The following is a 23567-nucleotide window of genomic DNA, read 5'->3' as shown; positions in this document are numbered from 1 at the left end:
GTTTTCGACGACCCGCCGCCAAGGCCTACTCGGCGAAGTAGTCGTTGGGAACGTCCCAGCCCGTTTCCTCGCTCTTCCACCAGGTCCACTGACGTTCCGGCGTGACCGTGAGGCCGAAGTCCTCACGGATCGGCGCCGTCGTGAACTGTTCGTTCAGCTTCTCCACAACGTCCCAGAGCCTGCGCGGCCCCACCTGCCGTACGGATCCGTCTCGGCCAGCAGTAGCCGTCGACCCGTCGGGCGTCCAGATGCCGACCGCTGAAACGCTGCCGTCGGAGCCGGTCCAGGAGCAGGTCCGGCTCCCGGGAAGGGCGAGTCCGAGCGGGAATTCGAGTCGAACAAGCGCCTCGGGACCATCAAGGTCCGTCGTGGTTGAGGACTGCTCGTCAAGCTCGTCGAACCGAGGTCGGACCCGGCCCGTACGGCGGGCCATGAAGTAGGCGCCGTTGTCCAGGAACCGACCGGTGGCCTTGCCGCCATCGACCGTGACCCGGGCCAGCCCCCATCCGATCGGAATGATCATTACCGCGCCATCGGCCGCCTGCTCGACCCAGGCAGGCGGAACGGACTGCATGCCGCACGTGGCGATGATCCGATCGAATGGCGCACGCTGGGGTGCCCCGAGCGCCCCGTCCCCCGTCAGAACGGAGGGGCGGAAGCCGGCCTGGTTGAGCCTCCGTTCAGCATCGGTAGTCAACTCGGGGTCGACGTCCACGGTCGTGACTTGGGTGTCACCGAGTACCTGCGACAGCAGCGCCGCGTTGTAGCCGGTTCCAGTGCCGACTTCCAGCACGCGGTGCCCCGGTTCCGCGTCCAGGGCGTCCAACATCGTGAGCATGAGTCCCGGCTCACTGGAGGACGACGTGGGCTCGTCCTCCTTGATCTGCGTCGTAAGGGCCCGGTTGGCGTAGACCGCCTCCAGATAGCCGGGTGAGGCCGACGTCACCTCAGCCCACTGCCCTCCGTCCTGGTAGAAGTAGGTGGGAACGAACGTGTGCCGGGGCACCTGCGCCACGGCGTCGGTCCACTGCTTCCCGTGGCCGGCCTCCGACAGAAGACGGGCGAGCGACTGCCTGAGCTGCTGGTCGTCGGCGTTCATACTGCTCCTTGCAGAAGAGAGGCATGTGCCTCAGCGATCGGCAATTGGGTTGCTGCTGCGATGAATTGCCACTGACCGGCGGGGTTACACTCCAGGAACACCCAGTTACCCGAGGGCGTCACAACGAAATCGAACGCACCGTAGTTGAGCCCGTACCTGGCCATGAACCGGCGTACACCGGCGGCCGTTTCCTCCGGGATGCCGGTCGGCTCGTACTCCAAGGCGTCGTAGTCGGCGCGCCAGTCCACCGTTGCGGCCGGGCTTCCGGCGTGGATGGCGACGGGGAACATCTCCTCGCCTACCACCGTGAGCCGCACCTCATTTCGTTTGTGAACCCACTCCTGCAACAGGTGTGCCGTGAGTTCCAACGACTCATCGAGGTCGGTCACCGCAATGCGGCGGGTAGGGAGCATCATGTTCCGATTCCCCAGCGTGATCGCGCCAGCCGTAACCGGTTTCACAATAAGCGGGCCGTTGATCGTGGCCGCCCACTCGCGCGCCCGCGAAAGGCTGTTGGTAACCAGAGTCCGTGGAACACGGAGTCCCGCAGCTGTGGCGGCCGCAAGCTGACCGGGCTTGTGTGCGGCGGCCCGGTAGACGTCGGGATGGTGCATCCATGCAACGGGCAGGGTGCTAAGGACCTGCACCATGCCAACCAGCGCCTGACCTTGCGCCCACTCCCGGTAGGCGGGATCCACTGTGCGACTGATCTCCGGCAGTCCGGGCCGCCGGTAGTAGACGGCCCGGACCTCTTCCAGTCGCACAGCCCGCGTGCTGGTGGTCAGTTCCCCGTACCACCCGGACTTCTGCCCGTCATGGTGGGCAGCCAGATCAAGGCGCTGGGGGAACTCGGCAAGATCGAACCGCATCACCGGCACACGCCGCTCGCTGAGGGCGTGTACTACCAGATCGGCGGACGGATCGAGGTTTTCAGCTACCACCAGAACAGTGCGCTGTGCGGGCATCGACTACGCCACCTGGTCGCCGGGGAAAGCGTACGGGTCGGACGTCTCGTCGGCCCCGGTGGTCGAGTCGTTGTTCGTGGCCGTGCTGGAGGCCGCGACCGGGGTGCTGGCCCACAGGGAGCCGTCGGCGTTCATCACGTTCATCTGCCGGTCGGCGTCGAAGTGGAACTCCGCCGGGTTGATCGTCACCGTGTACGGCTGCTGGGCTCCGCGGGCGCCGAACGGCACCGTCGTGGACTCCTCAGTCATCGTGGTCACTGTGTATCCCTTCCGTTGATGGTGCAGCGGATCTTGCGACCTCCCAGGTCAACGTAACCTCCTGGGAGGGGACTTGGGGAAGCTAAGCCGGCAGGCTATCGGCTTAGCTTCGGAAGTGAGGGAGTCTCAGCCAGCTCGTAGCCGGAGACGCTCGAACTGCATTCAGCGCCTCGTTACAGCCCCGAGCACCACCCTGCCGTCAGTCACCCTCGGTGACGGACAGGATGTTGATCTTGAGGGGCGCATAGGGGGTCTTGAGGGCCTTGCGGACAGCGGTTTCCACCACTTCTTCGCAGTCCGCCGCAACGTCCTCCTTGGCCACCACGGGATGAACGCCCACGCCCTCGATGTCGAGCTGGTAGCAGTCGTCGGCGGATGTCAATCGGACATTGACGATTCGCTCGGGCGCCCCAGGCCGGAAATCCTCGGGCTCCCGCAACGTCTTCCGGAGCCGGGGAAGGCCCTCCGAGAACTGGGAGCTCACGTTCGCGGCCAGGCAGGTCTCAAGGTCCTCCAGCCGCCGGGCCCTCTCCATCGCGAACGTCCGCCCCACCTCGGCCACGAAGGTCCTCAGGCGCCGGTCTCCCGAAGCAAGTGCCTCCTGCCTCCGGAAGCGTTCGTTCCGCTGCCAGTAGGCCCGCTGGACGGAGTCCTCGGCCATCTCGCGTACGTTCACCGCCACCTCGCTCCGACTCATGGCCCCGAGCCGGAACTTCAGGCTGATGAAGGCCAGCACCCGGTTTGTGCGGTAGTCGTCGTACTTCTCGCGGACCTTGCTGAGTTCCCGGCCGGCCAGGTTGCGGGCGTCCTCCCTCAGGGCTTCCAGCCCGTCAGCGATCAACCGCTGATGTCCGAGCCCGAGGTCGAGCGTGACGCGCTGACGGTGCTGGAGGTACCCGAGTGCCGCGTGACCGGCGACAGCGCCCGCCACCACCAGTACGGCGGAGTTGATCTTCACTGACTTCTCCTAACTCTGAATGAAATCAGTCGAGTTGAATGGTTCATCACGTCGGGTGGATCCACCTGGAACACTGCCCCTTGGGAGACCCGCAACCGCACCAACACTGCTCGTTCATGCCCCTGCTTCGATGTCTCGTGATTCGAGTTGCCCGCCCCGGTGCTCCGCGGATCGCGCGGCCGAACCGGGGCGGGGGTTCCGGCCCAGGAGGTCAGGACTTCTGGGCCGGTGGTCTTGATCAACTGACCGGGATCGGTACACCCCGCAGGAGCATCGGTCGCCCGGCTCCGCTCTCCCACGCGTCCCACGCGTCCTCGACGCGGCGCTTCTGGTCGGGCTCCATCAACGCGTGGAGCCTGGAACGGGCCGCCCAGCGCAGGCTCCGGATACCCCTCGGCAGCTCGTGGGCGAGCACCGCCCCCATCTGGCCCGGCCGAATCACACCACCGGCCCAAACGAGGTTGAGCCCCTCGGGAACCTCCGCCGCATTTACGTAGTCCACCGTGAGAACCACCCGCAGCTCCAGGACGAGACCGGTTTCCGTCTCCAGGTGCCGGCGCGCGGCGTAGTGCGGCAGCTCGTTCGCCTCGGCGTGCCCGCCGGGCAGCGTCAGACCGTCCCTGTACTCGGGATCGACCAGGAGAACCTGGAAGTCCTCCGAGCCGTCCGGGTCCTTGCGGAGGACGAAAATCTGCTGGCCCGAGCGTCTCCCGGGCGGGGTCGTCCTGATGCTCATCAACGTGCCTTTCCGTCAGCGAAGTTGAAGTCAGGCCGTCTCCTGCCAGAGGGAGGTGCTGGCAGGAGACGGCAGGCCGCTCAACAAGGCCTCCGCCTTGGCCTCGGAGCGAAGTGGCGGGCCCTTTCACCCGCCGTGCACCTACCCGTGGCACCCGAGTCACGGGTAGGCGTTGAACCCCGCCGTCGCAGCAAGACGCCGTTCCTCTGCGGCGACGGGAGCATTTCAGTCCGACCGCTGGAGGCCGGTCCCCGCGTCCCCTTCCCAGGGGTCGTAGCACCTGGGCGGAAGCCGCCGCCGCCTGCGGCAGTTCGAGTTGTCCCGCAACTCCGGGCGGCCGCTCCGTACGAACCCGTCGGGCCCACCACTGGCGGCCACCATCAGGGCGAACTCGGCATCCAGGTCGTCCGCGGCTCGATCACCCGTCACGACCGGTCCTCCTGACCCTGGTGCAGGCTGGCCCTCATGGCCTGCTGGCGGGAGAACCGCACCAGGGACTCGTGGTGGCTCTGGCAGGCCGGGATGCTGGCCATCCCATCACCCCAGGCGTAGAAGAGTCCGGGGGCAACCGGAGTCGGCTCCCCGTCGTTGCAGAGGAGGCACCGGCCCCACCGGTACTGGTGGCGGGCGGGCATCTCACCCGCCATCGCCTCGCCCGGCCGATGAAGGGCGGTCTGGATGCCGATCATCACCGCAGCCTCCCGATCTTGGAGGCCTGCACGAACGGGCTGAACCGGCCGATGCGGACCTTTCTGCCGTCCTCCATGAACCCGTAGTCGCCACAGCCGCCGCAGGACCACCACGAGTCGTCGGCGGCCCGCTGACCGTACGGCCGGGCACCGGTCCACTCGACCAACCCGCAGCACTCAGGCCGAGCGTCGGTCTTCCACCGGTTCCACGTCGAACTCTCCACCGCGGCAAACCCGCCGGCCACCACCGTGCCCAGTTCCAGGCCAGCCAGCGCCAGCACTCCGGCGGGGCTCACGCCGACCACCCGCCCAACGGTCGGCGATGCGGGTTACCACCGGTCCCGGGCGCGATCTCCCGGGGGTCGAGCGGCTGGATCCTGTCTCGCGGGGTCTCCCACAGGCTGTCGCTGTCACCCAGCGGCCGCAGTTCGACCGTGCTACCGCACAAGCCCGGTCCCACGTACACGCCTTCGCGGGGCTGACCGTCTTCCATGTGCCCCAGGTCGTGGAGCACTTCGTGGAGCTGGGGGATGAACGGGGGACTCTGCTCTTCGGACATGGGGGGCTCCGATCCGTAGTGCTACGACTACCCGGGGGCGCCAACTGTCCTCTACCCTGGTCTAGTTCTCAACTTGCTGAAAGTGGATGGGAAGCGGCCATGAACAAGGCAGAGCTTGACCCCGATGCTTCTCCCGCCGCCGAGTTCGGAGCCTATCTCCGCAGCTCACGCGAGGCACGAGGGTGGCGACAAGAAGATCTGGCAAATGCCGCTGGCTGTTCCCCAACCCACATCTCGGCGCTTGAAAACGGTCACCGCCCCCCAACTCCCAAAACTGCACGGAAACTTGACAGAGCATTTGGGTTGGACCGAGTCTTTCTGAACAAGGCCATCGATGCCCGATCCACTGTGCTTCTCGAAGGTTTCGGGCAGTACGTAGAGAAGGAATCGAAGGCTCGGGAGCTTCGACTGTTTGACCTCGGGATCGTGCCGGGGTTGCTCCAGACTGAGGACTACGCACGCGCGATCGCGGCTGGCGCGGTACGACGTGGGAGCATCACGCAAGAAGGAGCCGACGACCGGGTAGCCGTCCTAGCCCGCCGTCAGGCGAACCTACGCCGGGTACCCCCGCCCCTGATCCATGTAGTCCTAGATGAGAGTTGCCTGCAAAGGCCGGTTGGCGGGCCGCGCGTCATGGCTGATCAGCTGGACGCGCTGGACGCCTTTGCAGCACTGCCTCATACGCTGCTACAAATTGCCCCGTTGGCCATAGGCGAAGATCGGGCGTTCGACCTGCCGATCAACATCCTGACACTCCCGAATCGCGCGCTCATGTCGTATGCCGAGTCGGCGCAACAGGGACACCTTGAACGGGACTCCGACGCCGTACTGCCCCTGCTCACGTCCTACTATCAACTACAGGGCCTCGCACTCTCGCAGGCGGAGTCCGTTGCCCGGCTCAGCCAGCTAAGAAAGGAACTGCCGTGACCGCCACCGAAGCCGTGTGGTTCAAGTCTTCGTACAGCAGCAACGGTGGGAACTGCGTCGAAGTTGCAGGGAACCTTGTTGCCGTAGATGTTGTTCCCGTCCGTGACTCCAAGGACCCGCAGGGCCCCGCCCTGGTCTTCCCCACGGCGGCGTGGGAGTCGTTCGTCACCGCCATCCGCAGTGGTGACTTCGGCGAGGTCTGATGGCATCTGGGAGGCCCCCACCCGCTCGGGTGGGGGCCTTCGACGCCCTACTCCGCGCTGCCCTCCGGGGTGACCAGCTCGTACCCCTCGGGAAGGGCCAGATCCTCCGCCTCCAGGACACCGCTCACCGGCCACTGCGTCACGGGCACACCGTTCACCAGGCGAACGACCTCATCCCTGCAACACAAGGCACAGATGGCAGTGTCCTCCTCGGTAACCCGGGACAGGCCCGGGAAATCCCCAAGCGGACCACAGCACCGCGGGCAAACGTGGTCGCTCACTGACCCTCCTCGAACCAGCACAGATCCTCACGCAGGACGACGCCCTCCTCTTCGACGAGCACCAGGGCTTCGCCAGCTGCCTCAAGGCGATCGTGGATCCGGACCAACCTGCGACCGTCCGACAGGTTGGCCGGGATCACCACCGTACCGACATCTTCATTCACCGCTGCTCCCTGTCTTCCCCTGCACCGGGGTATTCCTCACCGACCGTACCGAGCCGTACGAGTGCAGGTAGCTCTTCACGCCAAACCCCGTCCCGCCAGCGAGCGACCAGGTAGGCGAAGCGCCCCCGGACTCCGGTCCGGGGGCGCTGTCGCTGCGGCATCAGGTTTGGCGTCACCGACCCCACGACTCGACCTTCCGGCGCCACCAGGCCCGAGCCGTCTCGGTGTGCGCTTCCTCGGCCATCAACACCCAGTTCTCCGGGACCGGCCCCAGCTCGGCCGCGGGGACCTTCTCGGCCGGCTCGGGGGTCGACTCGACCTCGACCACCGGCTCCTGGTCCTGGTCCTGGTCCTGGTGGACCGCCCTCTCCTCCTGATCAACAGGAGCGGCCCAGACCTGCGACATGCTGTGCACGGTGGCCACGATCTCCCCGGAGTCGATGTCGCGCAGGATGTTCTGTCCCTTGACCGACTCGCTCCAGTTCAACGAGACCAGCGTGCCAACCGGGTCCGCGGCCCCGGCCTTCGCCGTCCCACCGAACCAGAAGCAGGAGGGCTCGGCGTCCCATCGCACGTAGCGGCTCAACTTGGCCTTCTGCCAGTCCCGCCCCGTCTTCTCCGCCTTGACCGTCGCCTGTTCGACCACCGGCTTCTCCGGCTCCTGCTGCCCCTCGCCCAGGTGCTCGGCGATGAGGTGCCCGGTCTCCTCCCACGCAGGCCGGAAAGTCGCGATGAACTTCCTCCCCGCCCGCTGCCCGGCCGAGGAATCGGCCCGCACGTGGCCCTCGGCCCATTCCAACAGCCACCCCAGTGTCTCGTGGGTGACCCGCCCACTGGCACCGCTCATGGTCCAGGAGCACCCCTTGAGATCGGCCACGACCTCCGGCCGGTCCTTCAACTGCCAGAGCTGACCGGGGACTCCGTTGGAGATCGAACCGGGCATCTTGAACTCGTGCCGGCGTTCGCGCGGATCCTCGGGGACGTAAGTCATCTCGTAGCCCTTGAGCAGGGTCCGCCCGGCCTGGACCTCGTTGCCGTTCTTGCTGTGCCGCCACTCGCGGGCGATCTCCACGGCGGCGCCCAGGGCAACATTGGTCAACCCGATGACGCTGGCGCAGTTCGACCGTCCCTCGTCCACCGCCTTGCACAGGGTGACAAGCTCGTGCTGCCCGTCCGTCTCGGGCGTCAGCTTGTACACCGCCCACTTACGGAGCTGGGCGGGCATCTCGACGGGGATCAGGTGAGCGGCCATGGTGGCTTCCCTTTCAAATTCTTGGCTGTCCAACAGGCGCTTGAGGCCTGGGATGTTGAGCTCGTCGCGGCACACGTCGCAATCGCAGGTGTGCCGGACGCAGATGCACCCGGAGTCGTCGCAGAGCCGGTCCGGACCGTACCCGGTGCCCCGGTCGTACGAGATCGGGTAGAGGATGTGCTCGCGGTCAAACCGGTGACCGTGGGGCAACCGCTGTTCATAGCAGGGCTGCTGAACACACCGGGCCGACTCCCGATCGAGGAAGCCGGCCCGGCACTTAATGCATTGCAGATGCCCTTGAGGGCGTCTGCGGAGTTGGTGGTTCACAGCAGGGAGAGGAAGGGGTTGACCGACTTCGTCGCCGCCGTCTTGGGCTTCGGCGGGACCTTCCTGGTAGGCGCCGGGCCCCCGACCGGCCGCCCCCCGGGGACCACGGAGAACTTGGCCTCGACCGCCTTCTTCGACTTCCCGGCCTTCTTCGACTCCACCTTCTTCGCCTTGATCGGCACCGGTACGGGCGGTTTGACCCCCTGAGCCACGATCGGGGTAAGAACCGAATCAGGCTGCTCGACCTCGACCGGTTCCGGCTCTACGAGGCGGTAGACCGTGGCCGGGGCACCGCGGGCGTGAAGGCGCCGCTTGACCACCTCAACGTCGGGCATAGCGTCGGTCGTCTCCTTGAGGGAGGCGGCCGTGACCTTCGTGCCGAGCGTCCGGAGAATCATCGTGCTGGTGGCCTCCCCGTCGTAGCGGGCCAAGACCTCTCGCACCAGGTCCTCCGTCGACTTCATCAGCTGCCGACCGCCCTGGTCTGTGGCCTCCTTCACCAGCTTCTCTACGCTGTGCATCGAGTATTGGACGAAGGCCCACGCAGCATCGACCGCCTTCCTGGTGATCTTCGTCCGCTTCGTGGTCGCTGTCAGGACAGCCGCAATCCGGTACACCTGCTCGGCCGCCCGCTCCATGTAGCTGGCCAGCAGCTCCGGGAGTTCCGCCATGCGGTCCTCAACCAACGCCCGGATCTCGTCATACCGCTCGCCAGCCGGCCGCTCGAACTCCATGATCCGGGTCTCGCGAACCGCCCATTCGTACGCGTCACGCAGGACCCGCACATCCACCGACCCCGGCTTCTGGTTGTGGGCCAGCATCTTCGACCGCTCCACCAGGACCGGCAGAAGGCGGTTGAGCGACCCGCCGAGGGCTTCCTTCGCCGACACGTAGGCGGCCCACTCCCCCGGGGTGATGTGGGCGTGGAACCCCAACAACGGGCGGGCAACCGCCTGGAGCCCCTCCTTCTTCGTCCGGTTGGAAATGGTCTTGCCGTCCCAGGCCTTGCGGAAGAGCGTGGAGAACCTCGGGCAGCGCCGTTGGAGCTTGAGCACCTCCGCCCATTCCTCTTCCAGCAGCAGTGCCCGACCGTCGATCCCGTCCGGCTGGCCCGCCGTCTCCAACTCGAACTTGTTCAGCATGTCGACCAGGGAAGGGCCGGACGACACGCCCTCCCGGGTTCGGGTTGAGAGGAAGCCCCCGATGGCGGGCTGGAGAAGCCGCATGGTGGTCGCCAGCGCGGTGCCCTTGCCCCCCGCGCTGGATCGGCCAGCAAGAACCGTCCACACCACCACCGGCCGTCCGCTCTCAAGACGCACCGCACGGCTGATCGCCGACGAAAACAGCGACAGACAGCCTGCCCACACCCCGATCGGATCAGCCTCACTCGTAGGCATTGCGGCCTCAACGGCATCCCCGAGCGGACCGAACTTCATACTCTCGAATGCGCTCATTTCCCGCTCTCCTTCTCGTTAAGCACTGATCGCTATGGACTCGGTGATGTCCAAAGCCTCGCTCAGCATTCCGCCGAAGCGGTCCCGGTGTTCCCCACACAGGTCCCACTCCAGACTCCCGAGCGTGAGCCGTTCCACGGCCTCAACCACCGTCCCCGACTTGTTCCAGCAAGCGTTACAGAAAACCTGCACGACCCGCTTCGTAGCCATCTCTCGTTCCTCCTCGCGTACGGGTGTTCATGGCAAAGGCCGGACTCCCGAAGAAGCCCGGCCTCACCAAAAGCAACCGCAGTTATGACCAACCGTCCCACCATCGGCGAACATCGTCCGCCGTGTATCGCGTTCCGTGCTCTTCCTTCACCACTGCTTCAAGCGTGAGGTCAGGGTCCTTTAGCGCCTCTTTGAATGCGGCCATGAAGAGGCCGATCAAATCCGTGTCTTTCTCGTTGTCGGTCAGCTCCGCCTCTATTAGGTCCCGAGCGTTCCCGAGGGCGTTCTCTATCTCGACGCTAGCGTAGTATCCGGTCATCACTTGCCAACTCCCATCTCCCTGTACAGGCCATTCATCGGATGAAGTTCAACAAGCTCAATTGGAGCCCAGACAAGCTGGCCGTTGAACCAGACTGAGAACAGACCGGCCTGAGGCCCACCGGACACCTTGCCCGCGCCCCTTATCAGGCCGTCCGAGCCATAAACGATCACGTAGTCATGCTGCCGAATGTCCTGACTCACGCTGCTCAAATTTCAGGGCACCCTTCATGCGGTTCGACGCAGGCATGTATGCCAAGGGCCGTAACCCCGCCCTCGGCGAAAGCAAGGACGGCGAGTCCCTGGGCAATGCCCACCCGGGCCTTGGCCCGACCCTTGCCCCCGAACAGTGCGACGTCACCGTGCGAGGCGATCTGTTCAAGCGCCACCAGTCGCAGCGCCTCCACCTCACTTTCAGGCCTTCCACGCAGGTCCGAAATGCAAAGTGGCAGGAATCCCAGAAGGAATACCTGCCACGACTCCGGCACGGACGTCTTTGTATCCGGATCACTGACTACCCGACCGAACATCGGGTGGTGTCGACTGCTCACGCCGCAACCCCCAGGTACGACAAGACCGCCTTATACCCACGTGCAGAGTGATAGGACTCCACTGCCCCGTTCACCAAAAGCTTGGCCACCCCGAACGGATCCGCGTATGCCTCGGCCATTCGGCCGCACTCCTCGAAGAGGACCGTCAATGCCGCACCTCGCTCAACGTCGTCCGACATTTCTGCGATCCACTCGGCAGTCTCCCGAACAATCTCAGACTCATCCATGTACCGCTTGATCATGCTCACAGCTCTACTCCTGTCTCTTCCTTGTATGCCTCGCGAACAGCCTTGGGAATAGCCCCGCGCGCCCCTACGACGAAACCATTTGCATTTCCCCACTCACGGCACATCTTCATGTGGCGGGCGTGATGCTCCGCTCGTTTCCTGGACTCCTCAGCGTCCGCCCAGAGTTCATCCCAGCGCTTTCGTTCCGCCTCCGCCTTAGCCTTGCGGGCGTCTTCCTTCGGCTTTTCCACAAGGTAGTACCGCACCTCATTTGAGTGAGGTACCGAGCTGTCCTCACGGTGTCGAAAGCCCTTGGCAATGATGAACGAGATCACGTCATCCTTGTTCAAGCGCCGGTGAATGAGCGGACACCTGCCTCCACCTTCCGGCTCCCCGAGGTACGAGACCACGTCCGGCATGGAGTCCACGACAGCCTGAATGTCAGCCGCTCTGACATTTGGCCCGATGTACCGGCGGAGAGCTGACTGTGACACCTCCCCCTCATACTCATCCAGCGCATGCCTAATCATTTCCTCAAGCATTGATCTACTTCCTCCGAATCGGCTTCGACCGAGCATGCATATCCGGATCGGAAACCGTCTTCTCCGTACATGGCCCGCACTTCGGAAAACGGGCGAACCAGGGTTCTCTAAACCGCTCGATTCCGACCCAATGGGTTGCCTCTCGACCGCAGTTGTTAGAGCAACCGCCCTGGTAGTTGTCGGGGTAGGACATTGACCGTTCCTCTCGTCTAGTGGCCAGCGCCACCACCAGGACCCCCGCAGCCGGCCGCGGGGCAGACTTCTCCCCGGGACGGTGGCCGGCTCGGGTCCTGGTGGTCACGCTGGCGACTAGCGCGTGTCTCTCAGCTGAGGCCCTGCTGCCGGTGCCGGATCGCATGCTCGCTTGCCTCGATCACCCGCTGAGCAATGACGGCGTGGTTCTCGTCCGTACCGGTCCCCGGGCACCACGTTCCCCGGGCCCACCGGGAACGCCGCTCAACAGCAATCCGGGTGGCGTGGAGCTCCTCCCGGGTCAGGTACCAAGGGCCCTCGTCCGGCAGGTTGTGGGAGAGCCGTACGGCCGCGTTCACGTACTCCGTGCCTGCCCACACCGGCTCAGAGGCCGCCAGCGCCCGCCGGAGGGTGTTCCGGATGAACGGGGCCTGGCACGTGTTGTCGACCAGCACCACCCACGTCTGGTCACCGTCCCGAAGCGGCCCCAGGCGCCCCCCGATAATCCCGGTGTCCTCCGGGTCGATGCCCCACTCGGTGAGGTAGGCCGAGATCGGCGTCCACGCCCAGTCGTCGAACACTCCGCCGTGATGCGGGCACAACAGCACATGGACCCGTTCACCGGTCCGCTTGGAGTCGGTCCACCGGACCCCAGTTGCATCCTCCGGGCAGTGCCCGACCGAGTCACTGGCGAACACCTCGCACAGGTACCCGGACCGCCTGAGACCGGCGTGGATCTCCAGAATCTCCCGGGCCGAATTCTCCGTGACCGCACGGGCCAGGTAGGCAGTCACTCCGTTCCGCTCATCCCACGCGTAGACGTACCAATCCTCCCCCTCATCTCGGATGTTGATCACGTACCCCTGGTAGTCGGGGGTGTATTCGGCCCCGAGACGTGCGAATCCCTTGCGGGCATCGGTCCAGCTACTCAACTTCTCGCCTCTCGGCTAGGTGTTGACCGTCGGCTGACAGGCCATGCAAAAGACCACCCCTCAGGGTGGCCTCAAGCAAGGCGGGTCAGACGTATTCACAATCCGACGGTCGTCCTCCCATAAAGGTCAGTCCGTGCATTACGCTTCCATCTCCTCTTCCTCAGCGTCCCGACGCTCCATCTCATACATGTGTATTCCGCCAACGATGACCTTCTCAAGGTCGTGACCATACGATGCGGCGAGATGTGCCAGATCGCAGATGAGGTCTCCAACTACCTCACGGAAACAGTCCTCTTCATGGAGATACTTGGCTTCTCCGTGCTGTCCGGTCTGCGCCGCAAACTTCACCGCAACCCTTGCCCAATGAGCGCGCTTCTCATTCATTTCAACTTCGGAATAGAACATCTCAGCAACCCCTCTCCAACTACATATGTGTTGACTGTCAACTGACAGGCCATGCAAAAGGCCGTCCCGAGGGACGGCCTAGAGCAAAGCGAGTCAGGCGTTGGCGGCTTCTCCCACCCCTGACTTGTTCTGCATAAGCCAGTACCTCAGTTCATCTATGAACACATCGAGGTCATTCGACCGAGAGAACGCGCGCTCAGTGGCCAGCTCATTGAATCGATCCAATTCCCAGTCTTCACACTCCTGTTCCTCATCCTCGGGGTCATACGTCTTCAATTCCTCCCGAAAGGTCACCCTCCATCCCTCCTGAGCCTCCTCGTGGTCCTTGACTATGCTCTCGATCTTTTCTCGCAGGTTCATGATTTCCCTTTCAATGGAATGGGTTACGGCGGGAACAATTAGCGGGCACGGTTGCGATACCGGTCCTTGTAGAGGTTCAGCTCCACGAATACGGACGGAAGACCGTAAGAGGCCGCGTACGCGACCGCTTCCGCGTAGTCGTTAAAGACGCTGTGCCAAGCGGGTCCGATGTGAGCGACGTACATTGCGCCTCCATAGGCAGTAAGGGGAAGAAAAGGGTTGTCGACTGACAAGCCATGGATAGGCCGGGAAGCCCCGGCCACACCAAAGCGCGTCACTCACCGACGGTCGTGCAGCCAGTCACAGGCGGCCGCATATCCCTGCTGGCAGTCATCCCATTTGGCATCCCGGAAACCGTCGTTGAAGCTGAACACATTGGGTTCCGGGGCCCGGTGATCCGCCACCTCGACCCCTGCCCAGTAAGAGGCCGCCATAGCGGCCACCAGGAACACCTGGGCAAGCACATTGCGCATGGTCTTGTTCATTCAGTTCTCCAGTCCCATAAGGGCGATCAGCTCATCTACGGCCGGAAAGAGGCTCAGCTGTCCGACCTCTGCCCATTCCTCGGCCGCCTTTCGGTGGCGCTCCTGGACCTTTGCGTGGCGCTTCTCGGCCCCGGGGGAGAAGTCGTCCCGGGTGAACTCCCACCACTCCCGGACGGCCTTGCAGCAATCCGGGTCGTCCGAGTAGCACGTCCCCTCCTCGGGGTGATTGCGCTTCCACTCAACCTCCGAGTAGTGCATCTCATCTGCTACCGCGTATTCCTCCAGGCGTTCCACCCATTCCTGGATGGCCCGGATCGCCAGCGCGTCATCGGCTCGGACATAGAGCCGTTCGTAGTATCCGTGGACGAAGTGCCCGAATGAATGAACGGACACCCCTTCGGGGAAACGCTTCTCAAGGTCGCCGGATATGACCTCCCAGTTGCTCTCTTCAAGGGCGTCTGCGTCCCGGGTCTGTATAAATGGGGTGGCGAGCCACATGCGGGCGAAGTCGTCCCGGTCGACGTGAAGCGAAACCCCCTTGTGTGCTTCCTTAGAGAACTCCTCCAGCTTCGCCACGAAAGGTATTGCGGCCCGGATTCTGGCGATACGACGTGCACGCGTTCCAGACATGATTCATTCCCTCTCTACCAGTGGTGGCTGGTGACGTCGTATGCGCCGTCGACTACCTGAATGCTGATTCCGTGAGGACTCAGGACGCCACAGCGGAAATCACCCCTCCCGGGGTTCTCTTCCTCGCCGTCCGTCTCGCAGTACTTGGCGCATCCCTTGCGTGCCCGTTCCGCTGTTTCCTCGGCCCGCTCCCGCTTTCGGTGGACCCCGAACAGGTCCCCGACCTCGTTCCAGACGCGGTACTCAATCGCCATTGCCGCACATCCTCGAATCAAGTTTTAATGCAGCCATTGGCCCTAGAACGTCCGCTTCTGGCAAGCGTCGCACGGATTCCTGGCAGGGCAGCAACTAGCACGGGCGGTGCTGTAGCCAATGGGCTGGAAGAACCAGTTGTAGCGCTCCCACTTCACGCCGCGCTTAGAAAGCTCCGCCCGGACGGCGCCGACCGCGCATTCCGGACCGTCGGCCCTGACGTCAACCGTATCAACCAGCCCTCCGCCATTGCCTATTACCTCAACCGTGTAGACGCGGTACTCCCAGGTATGGAATCCGCCTCGAACCGTGCAACCGCATTTCTTCTTCACCAGCGTGTCAGTGGACATATCTCTCCCTAGGTCTGATGCCAGCCTGAATCTGGACCCACTACAGGCAGGTCCATCGAGAGCCGCAGAGGTGTGACCCAATACGGCCCTGCCGGGTAGTTTTGGCGCTCCCGGCCGCGCTTGGCCTCACACGCTTAAGGTCAGTCATCCCGGTGGGTGAGTATCAGTCACCCAACCTTCGCACTGCCGGACGCAATGGTGTCGGCTTGTAACGCAGGTGATCTATCCATGCCGGGTGATCAAGTCCGGTTATCCACCACGTACCAGGCCAGTCCTCGCAGGATTTACTCCCCGCTCAAGCACCTAGTCACTCCGGGCATCTATTCGCTTCATCCCGTGTGGTCTATGTGATGTTCAGTGCCGGTTTCCCCTTCGGCTTGCCAACCTCACAAGGGGACCTGTCACTTGCTTGTATGTGGCTCCCAGGAGCCTCTGTGTGCCGTCCTGTGGCCCCTTTGCTGGGGGCCGGTCATTCACTTGGTGGGTTTGGGGGCAGCTTCCTCACGCCCCGCCGGTCCGGCTTCCCTACTTGCCTGATGGCCTCTTCCCGATCCCCCGCTGTTGCGGTGGGCGGTACTTCCTGGCCCGGCGTTTCGGTGTTGCTTGCTCCGACGACCAGAACGTTAGGGCGGCACCATCCTCGAATCAAGTTTGTCTTTGAGTGACATCTTCCCTGGATGCACCGAGAGTGCTCACTCCAAGGCCCTTAAAGGGATAAAGGGAGAGGCTTAGTGCGCATATAAGACCAAAGCGGACATGTGACTGGTCGTCATATGGGCTTTTGGCTACTCAAAGTTACGTTCAGATCGTTATCTTGGCGTTACCAGATTCACTAGAAGTCCGGCCGAACTACACACATTCAACACATCTGATGGTGCATCAGAGGGGCTCAGACACCTCTCCGGACACCCCTCCGGCCCAGTCCTGACAGGTCATCAGACAGTGCCCCTCACCTGCTGCTTCCCAGTGCTCCCACTGAATGAATCCATCCCCGTCCCTCCGAGTGCATTCATTCATCCCTGTGTCAACCGGGGGTAACACATGCATGCGTTCAGAGAGGACCCGCCGGGGGCACCGTCCTCACCCTCTGTACGGGTTTGAATCGTTCCGCGGGGCTGGAGACTGGCTAGGCCGCCCTGGCGGCCAGCGGGGCTTCGAGGGCTGCTCAGAGCCCGTTTTCGGCCCTCCTGGGGCCCTTCTGGGGCCTCTCGGGGGTGAAGATGCCGCTCCGCGGCCTCGGGGAAGGCCTTGAATGAATGAAATGAGGCCTCAGAACGTGATGCCGGCCACTTTTCCAGCCAAGGTATCCTCAGCTGGGTTCTACCGACACATACATCTATTTTGTAGGGGGGTTATATACCCCCGTCAGAGTGAGTTCCTTCGGTCTTCCCTGACTGGAGGCGCAAGTAAGCCCCCTCCTCAGGGAGGGGGCCTCTCATTGGTCCGGAGGAAGCGTTGCAGGTGGCCTCGAAACAGGCCAACACACTTCTCTAGGAGGGTGCCGCGATAGTCAGAGTCTTGGTAACTACCACTTTCTCGTCGAAGATGGAATCGATGGCAACGGTCACCTCCACAGTGTCTCCGACGCTATAGGCAGTGCCCGAGAAGACGGTCACTTGCTCCTTGACGTTCGTAGAGCACTCAAAAACACCCTGCGTGTACTCGTCGGATCCGGTGTTCTTGTCCACCACTCTGACGAGGTAGGAAGTAGGAAGTGTGTCCGGAGGGTCGCATTTGCAGGTAAAATCGGCCGCAACGCCGGGGACCGTATTTCTGGTAAGCTTAACGCCGTCGATCTGTACTGAAACTGCGGCGGCGGCGTTCGTGGCAGCAGTCAGGGTCAGGGCTGTGGTTGAAGCGACGACGCCAGCAACCTGTAGCAGGCGCTTCATGAGGACTCCTTGGGAGAGTTGGGAACCTGTGAACAGCTGTTCCCAACCGACCCGGGCCCCTATCGGCCCATTCGAGTGGTGCAGCTGAGGCCGTCGCTCTACCGCTCTCTCTGGCTGGAGACACAAGTAGGCCCCCTCCCAAAAGAGGGGGCCTACTGATGAACCTCAGGTCAGTTCTTGTTGGCCGGCCAGGTCGCTCCTCAGGACGACCTCCAGGACCGCATCGGCAATTTCGGTTGCCACGTTGGCCGGCGCCTGGACGCTGCAAGGCGAATCTGCGAGGTCAACCCGCCGGTAACTCATCGTGCATAGCCGACTCGAACTCGTTCATTGCCTGGCTGATTGCCTCCCTTTCTAGAAGACACATCTCCTGGGCCATATCATATAACTGCCCCTTCGGACACTTGTAGTGATGTTGATGATAGGTATTTGCATGAGCTGGGGTTGCAGCAAGGAGCAAACCGACTCCGCATGTTGCTGCCAGTAAGGCTGGACGCCTGATTCCCACGACAAGACCCTTCACGTTGAGTCCCCCCAGTCGAAGGCTCGTTTCTGAGCTATGCCACCTGTAGTCGCCCGTTTGGGCCCTCGATGGCATGCAGCGACGGTCAAAGTGCCGCAGAGTCAAGGCATGGCAGGGATCATCGTGCGCTTCGAGTCGGACCAGGCCCAGGCAGAGAGCCCGGAGGGCTGGGCTCTTGGAAACACGACTAGGCCCCCTCTCGACAGAGGGGGCCTCCTGTTGAACCTCAGGTCAGCTCTTCTTGGCCAGTCAAGTGGTTCCTCAGGACGACCTCCAGAACCGCATCGGCAATCTCGACTGCCACACTGGCCGGCACCTGCCCACTGTAGATCGAATCCAGCTTGGCCACGGCAGTCTCGCGTGCAAGATCACGAATTTCGGTCTGATCCACCCGAGTTCCTCCTTCAAGTCGGCAGGCGGCCCCAAGATGGCCGCATTGGAGATGCTGAGGGCCTGGATGTAGCTCAGTCTGCTCTCATGGCAGGGATCATTGTCCTCTTCGAGCTGGACCAGGCCCAGGCAGAGAGCCCGGAGGGCGACGAGCCGGCCGTGCTCCTGGTGCACGCCGCGGGCCAGGACCCCGATGCCCCCGAGGACCCGCTTCCGCGGACCCTCTGTGGTAGGGACACCGGGTCCATGGAGCACTCGCATTACCGGCCTGAGAGGCCTGGCGAGACCTGGTATCCGTTCTACCTGCGGAACCGACGCTGTCCGGCCTGTGAGGACGTTCTGAGGCGAGTCTGAGCGTCCGGGGTTTGAAGGAATGGGTTCTTCAAGCGGGCGCCGTCAGGTTCTGGCTGTCGGCCCGTAGAACAGATGCGTTCCGAGACGTGTCCTCTGACGGTGGAACCCGCCAGTACCTGTCAGATCCTTGATCGCGAGTTGGTAGCCGTCTCCACCATCATCGAAGCTGATGTTCGTACCAGCCGCACTGAGGATGATCGACTCGCCGCGGCCTGCGATCGTGTATCCGCGACGTCGATACCACTTCATCACCGCCAGGTCGCCGGATCGCACCTTGGCAAGAGTGATTCGAGCACCCCAAGCGGCCACCAACCGCTCTCCGGCTGCCAGCAGGGCCGTTCCAAGGCCCCGGTTCTGCGATTCCGGTTGAACGGCCAGGAGCTCTACCTCCACCAACCGGTCAGCGAGGATCCGTTGCCCCTTTGCTCCCAGTTCGGCATACTCCTGAATCAACCGAACGGGTGAGCCGAAGTACGTGAGGCCTGACAGCTGGCCGCCTGGCCCGTCCACTACCAGAACGGCGGCCTGGCCGTGCGGTAGGCGGAATCGGCCGCCGTACTCTTCGACGGCAGACTCTAGGCTCCTTCCGTTGGAACGCGGTTCGGCGCCGTGAAGGGCAAGCCTTGCGAGGTCCGAGACCTGAGCCCCTTCCCCGGTCCTGGCCAGCCTCACAGGCGCCAACATGGTCTCCATAGCCGCACCCTACTGCCACGGATAGACTGCCCAGGTGCACCGCTCCCACGCGGCAGCTGTCGACTGTCCTGTGGGAACAGGTACCTCGCCTCTGGGATTGAGCTCCCGGAGGCGAGGCGCATCCTCCTGTGCAGATGGCAGGTTTCCGGCAGACCATGTGACTGCTTGTCATCTCGCTTCGCTAGTCTGAGTTCGTGGATACGTTGCCACCTGAACCTGTGACCCTGCTTCACTCCAGGGCCTGGTTGAGCCCTGGAACCTACCAGTTGGGGCCTCGTCGAAGGATCAGGGTTGCCTCCGGGCATCACGGGCGCTGGCATCCGCATGTGAACGCCAACCGGTGGCTTAGGGGGCCTAGCCGCGGACTGCTAGCCAGTGCCCAAAGTGACCTAACTCATCTTGAGTCAGCTTTCCTTGGCGCGGCATACGCTGACGTGCAGCCTCTGAACTGGTTGGCACAGGCGCTCAGCAAGGCGGGGTTCCGTCCTGCCCGACGGCAGCTTCCGCGCTTGGAGCTACCGTCTCTCGTCTCTCAGATGGGTACCTCGCATTCCCGGCGAGAGGGCGTAAGCGTCCTTGCGCGCCAGTTCAGTGTTTTGTCCAAAAGGTTCCTTGCATCTGCCCTTGTGCCGGGCGGTCCAGCTCTCAAGTCTCGCCTGACCGGACTCGACTTCGCGGCACTCCTTCACCGAGACTGGCTGCTAGCCCAGGCGGAACAGCTGGCGCTTCAACTGCTGCTGGCTGTGCTCTGGGAAGTACTGCCAGTGCCTGTGAGCCTCCCGCTTGTTGAAGAGCCCCGTACGTGGGTCTGTGTCTGCGGATCAGAGCGACTAGCGGGCCCCCTTGTCCCCCGGGGGCCGGGGCTGACGTCCCTGCCGGCCACCAGTCAGCAGGGGCACCGTTTCGGCTGGAGCCTGGCCGCCTAGCCGAGGTGCTCCCGTACTCGGGAAACCTCCAATGCCAAAGATCAACCTGCCCGAGAACACCCCGTGGTGGGTCGTCGGGCTACTCGCCTTCGTCCTGGTGCTCGCGTACGCGGTCCGGATCGTGGCCAACGCCATCCTGCCCCGGCAGTCCGACCACCGCCTCAGCTGGTGGCGCGAGTGGTGGGAGCACCGCAAGGCCATGACGTCAATCAAGCGGAGCCCAGACCTCCACGTACCGCCGGGCGGGAGCGGCGAGAAGCACGAGGAAGTCAGCTCCTCCCCGCCGGTTCGATAGGCTCGCCGAGGCAACGAGTAACGACCCTTGCCGTGTGGCCGTAGGAGTGCCGCGCCAGAAGGCCCCCCGGGTTCTGCCGAGGGGCCTTCTACGTTCAGCTCATCCTTCGCCTGACATCAAGCTGCTGTCCCCGCGAGGGCATGTGGGATGCCGGTGGCGATGTTGTCCAACCAGTGGACCGGGTCAGGGAGATCGAGCGCCGCGGCGAACGCTGCGGCCCGTCGCCTGCGTCGGTCGTCCTCGTTGTCGAGTTCTGCCGCCAGGGTCAGGGACCATCGGCGGTCTGCCTCAGCAGCGAACCGCTGGCGAAGAGCCTCCTGTTCGTTACTGGCCATTCCCTCGAAGGCGACCATGTAGCGCGGCACCAGGGTCGTAGGTGCGGTGCAGGCCGTCTCACGCAGGTCGAACACCGAGATGGGCCGCACTGGGGCGCAAATGACGTGCGCGGGCGCGGTGGGCTGTACGGGCTCCACGGGCCCGCCCAGCACAACCTTGGGGCAAGGGCGTCGGTGCCTACCCCGAGCCGGCACAGCCAAGCGCAGAACGGTCCGGATTGTGCGGGCGATAAGGTGTCGCATTGCTGGCAGCTCCTCGAAAGCTGTTCGGCACCCCCCGGAGGCCCGGCCAGGCCTGCGGGGGTTTTTCGTTGGGCTCCAACGTAGGGCAACTCATCTAAGTTATCTACCCATCTACTTACCTAAGTAGAGGAGGCCGAGCGATCTCTCTAGGCTGCTGCCATGTCTGATCGCCCGAAGCGCACACCGCCCTACCGACTCGCTGCTGCCGAACTGGCTGCCGAGATCCGGAGCGGCACCTACGACCAGGGCGAGCCGTTCCCTTCGCAGTCGGCCCTGTGCGCTCGGTTCAACATGGCGACCATGACCATCCGACGGGCCCTCGAAGTTCTGCGCGAGGAAGAGGGGCTGATCACTACCCGCTGGGGCCAGGGGTCGGCGGTTGTCCCGCCCGCCGACCGCCCGGCCCCGGAGGCCGATCAGACCCCGAGGGACAGCGAGACTGCGTGACCAACGCATGACCAACAGCAGCCCCGAGCAGCCAGAAACAGGCAGGACGCACCGGCACGGCGCACCGTCAAGCGTGGGCGTGTTAGGGTCATCCCCGCAGGTCAGAGCCTTACGGGGCGGTGCCCGAGAGGAGAGTTCAAGTCCCCCCTCGGACACAACAGAAATTCCCCGTGGGATCCGAAAGGATCCCGCGGGGAATTTCTTTTTTCCGGCCCACGGCCGACTCCCCCTCGCGATCCACCGCCGACGGCGGTGTGGCGCCAGTCTCGTTGAGCGGTCCCGGCCGTCCGGAAACCGGACACGAGATGGCAACGATCGGGCGGTTTGAGCTTCCTCTGAGGTATTCGCCCCATTTGGAACCATAGGCTGCTGGGGTTTGTCCGGAATACCGACCCAAAACCGTAAAAGCGCCGACACCATCCGCTGAACCCCGAGCGAGAGGACCGATACGTTGAGTGAGCCCGATTCGCCCAAGGCATCACACCAGAACTACCGCCGATCGCTCGGCACGATCAGCCTGACCGCGGTCGGGCTCGGCTCGATCATCGGCTCCGGCTGGCTGTTCGGCGCCGAGCGGGCCGCCAGGCTGGCCGGCCCCGCCTCGATCCTCGCCTGGGTGATCGGCGCCGCCGTGGCGCTCACCATCGCGCTCACCTACAGCGAGCTCGGGTCGATGTTCCCCAAGGCCGGCGGCATGGTCCGGTACGGCCAGTACTCGCACGGCTCGCTGGCCGGCTACCTGGCCGCCTGGGCCAACTGGATCGCCATCGTCTCGGTCATCCCGGGTGAGGCCACCGCGTCCGTCCAGTACATGAGCTCCTGGCACTTCGACTGGGCCAAGGGCCTGTACGACGGCAAGGAACTCACCCTCAGCGGGGTGGCACTGGCCAGCGTGCTGCTGGTCGTGTACTTCGTCCTCAACTGGTTCGCGATCACGCTGTTCGCCAAGACCAACACGGCGATCACCGTGTTCAAGGTCGTCGTGCCGACGCTGACCGCCGGCGCGCTGCTCCTCGCGCACTTCGACACCTCGCACTTCACCCAGCCGGGCGGCTTCGCCCCGAACGGCTGGAGCGCGGTGTTCACCGCCGTCGCCGTCTCCGGCATCGTCTGGGCCTTCAACGGCTTCCAGTCGCCGCTCAACCTGGCCGGCGAGGCCCGCAACCCCGGCAAGTCGCTGCCCAAGGCCGTCATCGGCTCGATCCTGATCGCCCTGGTGATCTACGTCGCGCTGCAGATCGCGTTCATCGGCGCCATCCCGGCCGCCGACCTGTCGAACGGCTGGAGCAGCCTCTCCTACACCTCGCCGCTCGCGGACCTCGCGATCGCCTGGGGCATCAACTGGCTCGCGCTGCTGCTCTACGCGGACGCCTTCGTCTCGCCGTCCGGCACCGGCATGATCTACGCCGCCACCACCTCGCGCATGATCCACGGCGTGCAGGAGAACGGCCACCTGCCGAAGCTCTTCGGCAAGGTCGACGCCAAGACCGGCATCCCGCGCCCGGCGCTGCTGCTCAACCTGGTGGTCGCCTTCCTGTTCCTCGCGGTCTTCCGCGGCTGGGGCTCGCTGGCCGAGATCGTCTCCGTCGCCACCGTGATCTCGTACATCACCGGCCCGGTCGCCGTGATGGCGCTGCGCCGCCTCGCGCCGGACCTCCAGCGCCCGGTGAAGCTCAAGGCCATGCCGGTGATCGCGCCGGTCGCGATGGTCTTCGGCTCGCTGGTGCTGTACTGGGCCCGCTGGCCGCTCACCGGCAAGGTCATCCTGCTGATGGCCGCCGGTCTGCCGATCTGGGCCTGGTACGAGCTGCGCAAGCCCTTCGAGCAGTTGAAGCCGCACCTCAAGGCGGGCGCCTGGATGATCGCCTACCTGTTCGTGATGGCCGGGGTCTCCTGGGCCGGCAGCTCCGACTTCGGCGGGCACGGCTACCTGCCGGAGGGCTGGGACCTGCTGATCGTGGCCGCGATCGGCCTGGCCTTCTACTACTGGGGCGTCGCCAGCGCCTGGGCCAACCCCTCGCTGGCCGAGGTGCGCCGCGAGCTGGCGGCCGAGGCGGAGGCTGAGGCTGAGGCGTCCGCCGGGGCCGCGGAGCCTTCGCGGGTCTGAGCGGGGCCTGAGCGGGTACGTGGCAAGGAAGGGCCG

At 64.2% G+C, this 23567-nt stretch carries 30 protein-coding genes; 5 read left to right on the top strand and 25 right to left on the bottom strand.

Annotation, left to right across the window (positions count from 1 at the left end):
* Positions 1-25: 25 nt before the first annotated feature.
* The 7 genes from ACFC1T_RS08240 to ACFC1T_RS08210 form a co-directional block, all read right to left on the bottom strand.
* Complete coding sequence (locus ACFC1T_RS08240) at positions 26-1099, bottom strand: methyltransferase domain-containing protein (protein WP_375885139.1); 1074 nt, start codon at positions 1097-1099, stop codon at positions 26-28.
* Positions 1096-2064, bottom strand: coding sequence for an ATP-grasp ribosomal peptide maturase (tgmB, locus tag ACFC1T_RS08235; protein ID WP_375885137.1), 969 nt, complete (start codon positions 2062-2064; stop codon positions 1096-1098). The genes ACFC1T_RS08240 and tgmB overlap by 4 nt, the downstream gene beginning before the upstream one ends.
* Positions 2065-2067: 3 nt before the next feature.
* Positions 2068-2313, bottom strand: a complete 246-nt coding sequence (gene tgmA, locus ACFC1T_RS08230) for a putative ATP-grasp-modified RiPP (protein ID WP_375885134.1) — start codon at positions 2311-2313, stop codon at positions 2068-2070.
* Between the two features lie 208 nt (positions 2314-2521).
* Positions 2522-3280, bottom strand: a complete 759-nt coding sequence (locus tag ACFC1T_RS08225; RefSeq protein ID WP_375885132.1) for a hypothetical protein — start codon at positions 3278-3280, stop codon at positions 2522-2524.
* Positions 3281-3518: 238 nt separating this feature from the next.
* On the bottom strand, positions 3519-4016 hold the full coding sequence (locus ACFC1T_RS08220) for an NUDIX domain-containing protein (RefSeq protein WP_375885130.1): 498 nt from the start codon (positions 4014-4016) through the stop codon (positions 3519-3521).
* Between the two features lie 425 nt (positions 4017-4441).
* Positions 4442-4705 (bottom strand): hypothetical protein, encoded by a 264-nt coding sequence (locus tag ACFC1T_RS08215; RefSeq protein ID WP_375885128.1) that lies wholly within the window; start codon positions 4703-4705, stop codon positions 4442-4444.
* Positions 4705-5010, bottom strand: a complete 306-nt coding sequence (locus ACFC1T_RS08210) for a hypothetical protein (protein ID WP_375885127.1) — start codon at positions 5008-5010, stop codon at positions 4705-4707. Before ACFC1T_RS08210 ends, ACFC1T_RS08215 begins: the two co-directional genes overlap by 1 nt.
* A gap of 353 nt (positions 5011-5363) precedes the next feature.
* On the opposite strand from ACFC1T_RS08210, the gene ACFC1T_RS08205 reads away from it, so the two are divergent.
* The gene (locus ACFC1T_RS08205; protein WP_375885124.1) at positions 5364-6191 is read left to right on the top strand and encodes a Scr1 family TA system antitoxin-like transcriptional regulator; all 828 of its coding nucleotides are present in this window, start codon (positions 5364-5366) and stop codon (positions 6189-6191) included.
* Positions 6188-6394, top strand: a complete 207-nt coding sequence (locus ACFC1T_RS08200; protein WP_375885122.1) for a DUF397 domain-containing protein — start codon at positions 6188-6190, stop codon at positions 6392-6394. The genes ACFC1T_RS08205 and ACFC1T_RS08200 overlap by 4 nt, the downstream gene beginning before the upstream one ends.
* A gap of 277 nt (positions 6395-6671) precedes the next feature.
* Here the strand turns inward: ACFC1T_RS08200 and ACFC1T_RS08195 are convergent, their stop codons facing one another.
* The 17 genes from ACFC1T_RS08195 to ACFC1T_RS08115 all read right to left on the bottom strand — a co-directional run bounded on the left by ACFC1T_RS08195 (position 6672) and on the right by ACFC1T_RS08115 (position 19178).
* Positions 6672-6839 (bottom strand): hypothetical protein, encoded by a 168-nt coding sequence (locus ACFC1T_RS08195; protein WP_375885120.1) that lies wholly within the window; start codon positions 6837-6839, stop codon positions 6672-6674.
* A 172-nt stretch (positions 6840-7011) separates the two neighbouring features.
* A complete protein-coding gene (locus ACFC1T_RS08190; RefSeq protein ID WP_375885118.1) occupies positions 7012-8091 on the bottom strand; it encodes a hypothetical protein in 1080 nt (359 codons plus the stop codon).
* Between the two features lie 323 nt (positions 8092-8414).
* Complete coding sequence (locus tag ACFC1T_RS08185) at positions 8415-9872, bottom strand: DUF3987 domain-containing protein (protein ID WP_375885116.1); 1458 nt, start codon at positions 9870-9872, stop codon at positions 8415-8417.
* A gap of 292 nt (positions 9873-10164) precedes the next feature.
* Positions 10165-10401: a hypothetical protein gene (locus tag ACFC1T_RS08180; protein WP_375885113.1), complete on the bottom strand. Its 237-nt coding sequence runs from the start codon at positions 10399-10401 to the stop codon at positions 10165-10167.
* Positions 10401-10604 carry a hypothetical protein gene (locus tag ACFC1T_RS08175; protein ID WP_375885112.1) on the bottom strand — a complete coding sequence of 68 codons (204 nt, stop codon included), beginning with the start codon at positions 10602-10604 and terminating at the stop codon, positions 10401-10403. The genes ACFC1T_RS08180 and ACFC1T_RS08175 overlap by 1 nt, the downstream gene beginning before the upstream one ends.
* 5 nt (positions 10605-10609) lie before the next feature.
* Complete coding sequence (locus ACFC1T_RS08170; RefSeq protein WP_375885110.1) at positions 10610-10888, bottom strand: hypothetical protein; 279 nt, start codon at positions 10886-10888, stop codon at positions 10610-10612.
* A 59-nt stretch (positions 10889-10947) separates the two neighbouring features.
* Positions 10948-11199 carry a hypothetical protein gene (locus tag ACFC1T_RS08165; RefSeq protein WP_375885108.1) on the bottom strand — a complete coding sequence of 84 codons (252 nt, stop codon included), beginning with the start codon at positions 11197-11199 and terminating at the stop codon, positions 10948-10950.
* Positions 11196-11720 (bottom strand): histone-like nucleoid-structuring protein Lsr2, encoded by a 525-nt coding sequence (locus ACFC1T_RS08160; protein WP_375885106.1) that lies wholly within the window; start codon positions 11718-11720, stop codon positions 11196-11198. The genes ACFC1T_RS08165 and ACFC1T_RS08160 overlap by 4 nt, the downstream gene beginning before the upstream one ends.
* Before the next feature lie 323 nt (positions 11721-12043).
* Positions 12044-12769, bottom strand: a complete 726-nt coding sequence (locus ACFC1T_RS08155) for a hypothetical protein (protein ID WP_375885104.1) — start codon at positions 12767-12769, stop codon at positions 12044-12046.
* Between the two features lie 213 nt (positions 12770-12982).
* Positions 12983-13249, bottom strand: coding sequence for a hypothetical protein (locus tag ACFC1T_RS08150; protein WP_375885103.1), 267 nt, complete (start codon positions 13247-13249; stop codon positions 12983-12985).
* A gap of 93 nt (positions 13250-13342) precedes the next feature.
* The gene (locus ACFC1T_RS08145) at positions 13343-13609 is read right to left on the bottom strand and encodes a hypothetical protein (protein WP_375885101.1); all 267 of its coding nucleotides are present in this window, start codon (positions 13607-13609) and stop codon (positions 13343-13345) included.
* Between the two features lie 278 nt (positions 13610-13887).
* Positions 13888-14094 carry a hypothetical protein gene (locus ACFC1T_RS08140; RefSeq protein WP_375885098.1) on the bottom strand — a complete coding sequence of 69 codons (207 nt, stop codon included), beginning with the start codon at positions 14092-14094 and terminating at the stop codon, positions 13888-13890.
* Complete coding sequence (locus ACFC1T_RS08135; RefSeq protein WP_375885095.1) at positions 14095-14670, bottom strand: hypothetical protein; 576 nt, start codon at positions 14668-14670, stop codon at positions 14095-14097.
* 68 nt (positions 14671-14738) lie between these two features.
* On the bottom strand, positions 14739-14978 hold the full coding sequence (locus ACFC1T_RS08130; protein WP_375885093.1) for a hypothetical protein: 240 nt from the start codon (positions 14976-14978) through the stop codon (positions 14739-14741).
* Positions 14979-16816: 1838 nt separating this feature from the next.
* A complete protein-coding gene (locus ACFC1T_RS08125; protein ID WP_375885090.1) occupies positions 16817-17218 on the bottom strand; it encodes a hypothetical protein in 402 nt (133 codons plus the stop codon).
* A 749-nt stretch (positions 17219-17967) separates the two neighbouring features.
* The gene (locus ACFC1T_RS08120) at positions 17968-18132 is read right to left on the bottom strand and encodes a hypothetical protein (protein WP_375885089.1); all 165 of its coding nucleotides are present in this window, start codon (positions 18130-18132) and stop codon (positions 17968-17970) included.
* A gap of 395 nt (positions 18133-18527) precedes the next feature.
* Positions 18528-19178 carry a GNAT family N-acetyltransferase gene (locus ACFC1T_RS08115; protein ID WP_375885087.1) on the bottom strand — a complete coding sequence of 217 codons (651 nt, stop codon included), beginning with the start codon at positions 19176-19178 and terminating at the stop codon, positions 18528-18530.
* Between the two features lie 957 nt (positions 19179-20135).
* On the opposite strand from ACFC1T_RS08115, the gene ACFC1T_RS08110 reads away from it, so the two are divergent.
* A complete protein-coding gene (locus ACFC1T_RS08110) occupies positions 20136-20399 on the top strand; it encodes a hypothetical protein (protein ID WP_375885085.1) in 264 nt (87 codons plus the stop codon).
* A 116-nt stretch (positions 20400-20515) separates the two neighbouring features.
* Here ACFC1T_RS08110 and ACFC1T_RS08105 read toward each other — a convergent pair whose 3' ends face one another.
* The gene (locus tag ACFC1T_RS08105; RefSeq protein WP_375885082.1) at positions 20516-20872 is read right to left on the bottom strand and encodes a hypothetical protein; all 357 of its coding nucleotides are present in this window, start codon (positions 20870-20872) and stop codon (positions 20516-20518) included.
* Positions 20873-21136: 264 nt separating this feature from the next.
* On the opposite strand from ACFC1T_RS08105, the gene ACFC1T_RS08100 reads away from it, so the two are divergent.
* Positions 21137-21424, top strand: coding sequence for a GntR family transcriptional regulator (locus tag ACFC1T_RS08100; RefSeq protein WP_375885080.1), 288 nt, complete (start codon positions 21137-21139; stop codon positions 21422-21424).
* Positions 21425-21875: 451 nt separating this feature from the next.
* Complete coding sequence (locus ACFC1T_RS08095; protein ID WP_375885077.1) at positions 21876-23531, top strand: APC family permease; 1656 nt, start codon at positions 21876-21878, stop codon at positions 23529-23531.
* Positions 23532-23567 lie beyond the last annotated feature (36 nt).

The organism is Kitasatospora sp. NPDC056076, from assembly GCF_042266305.1.
GTDB lineage: Bacteria > Actinomycetota > Actinomycetes > Streptomycetales > Streptomycetaceae > Kitasatospora.
This window is presented reverse-complemented; position numbering and strand designations above follow the sequence as displayed.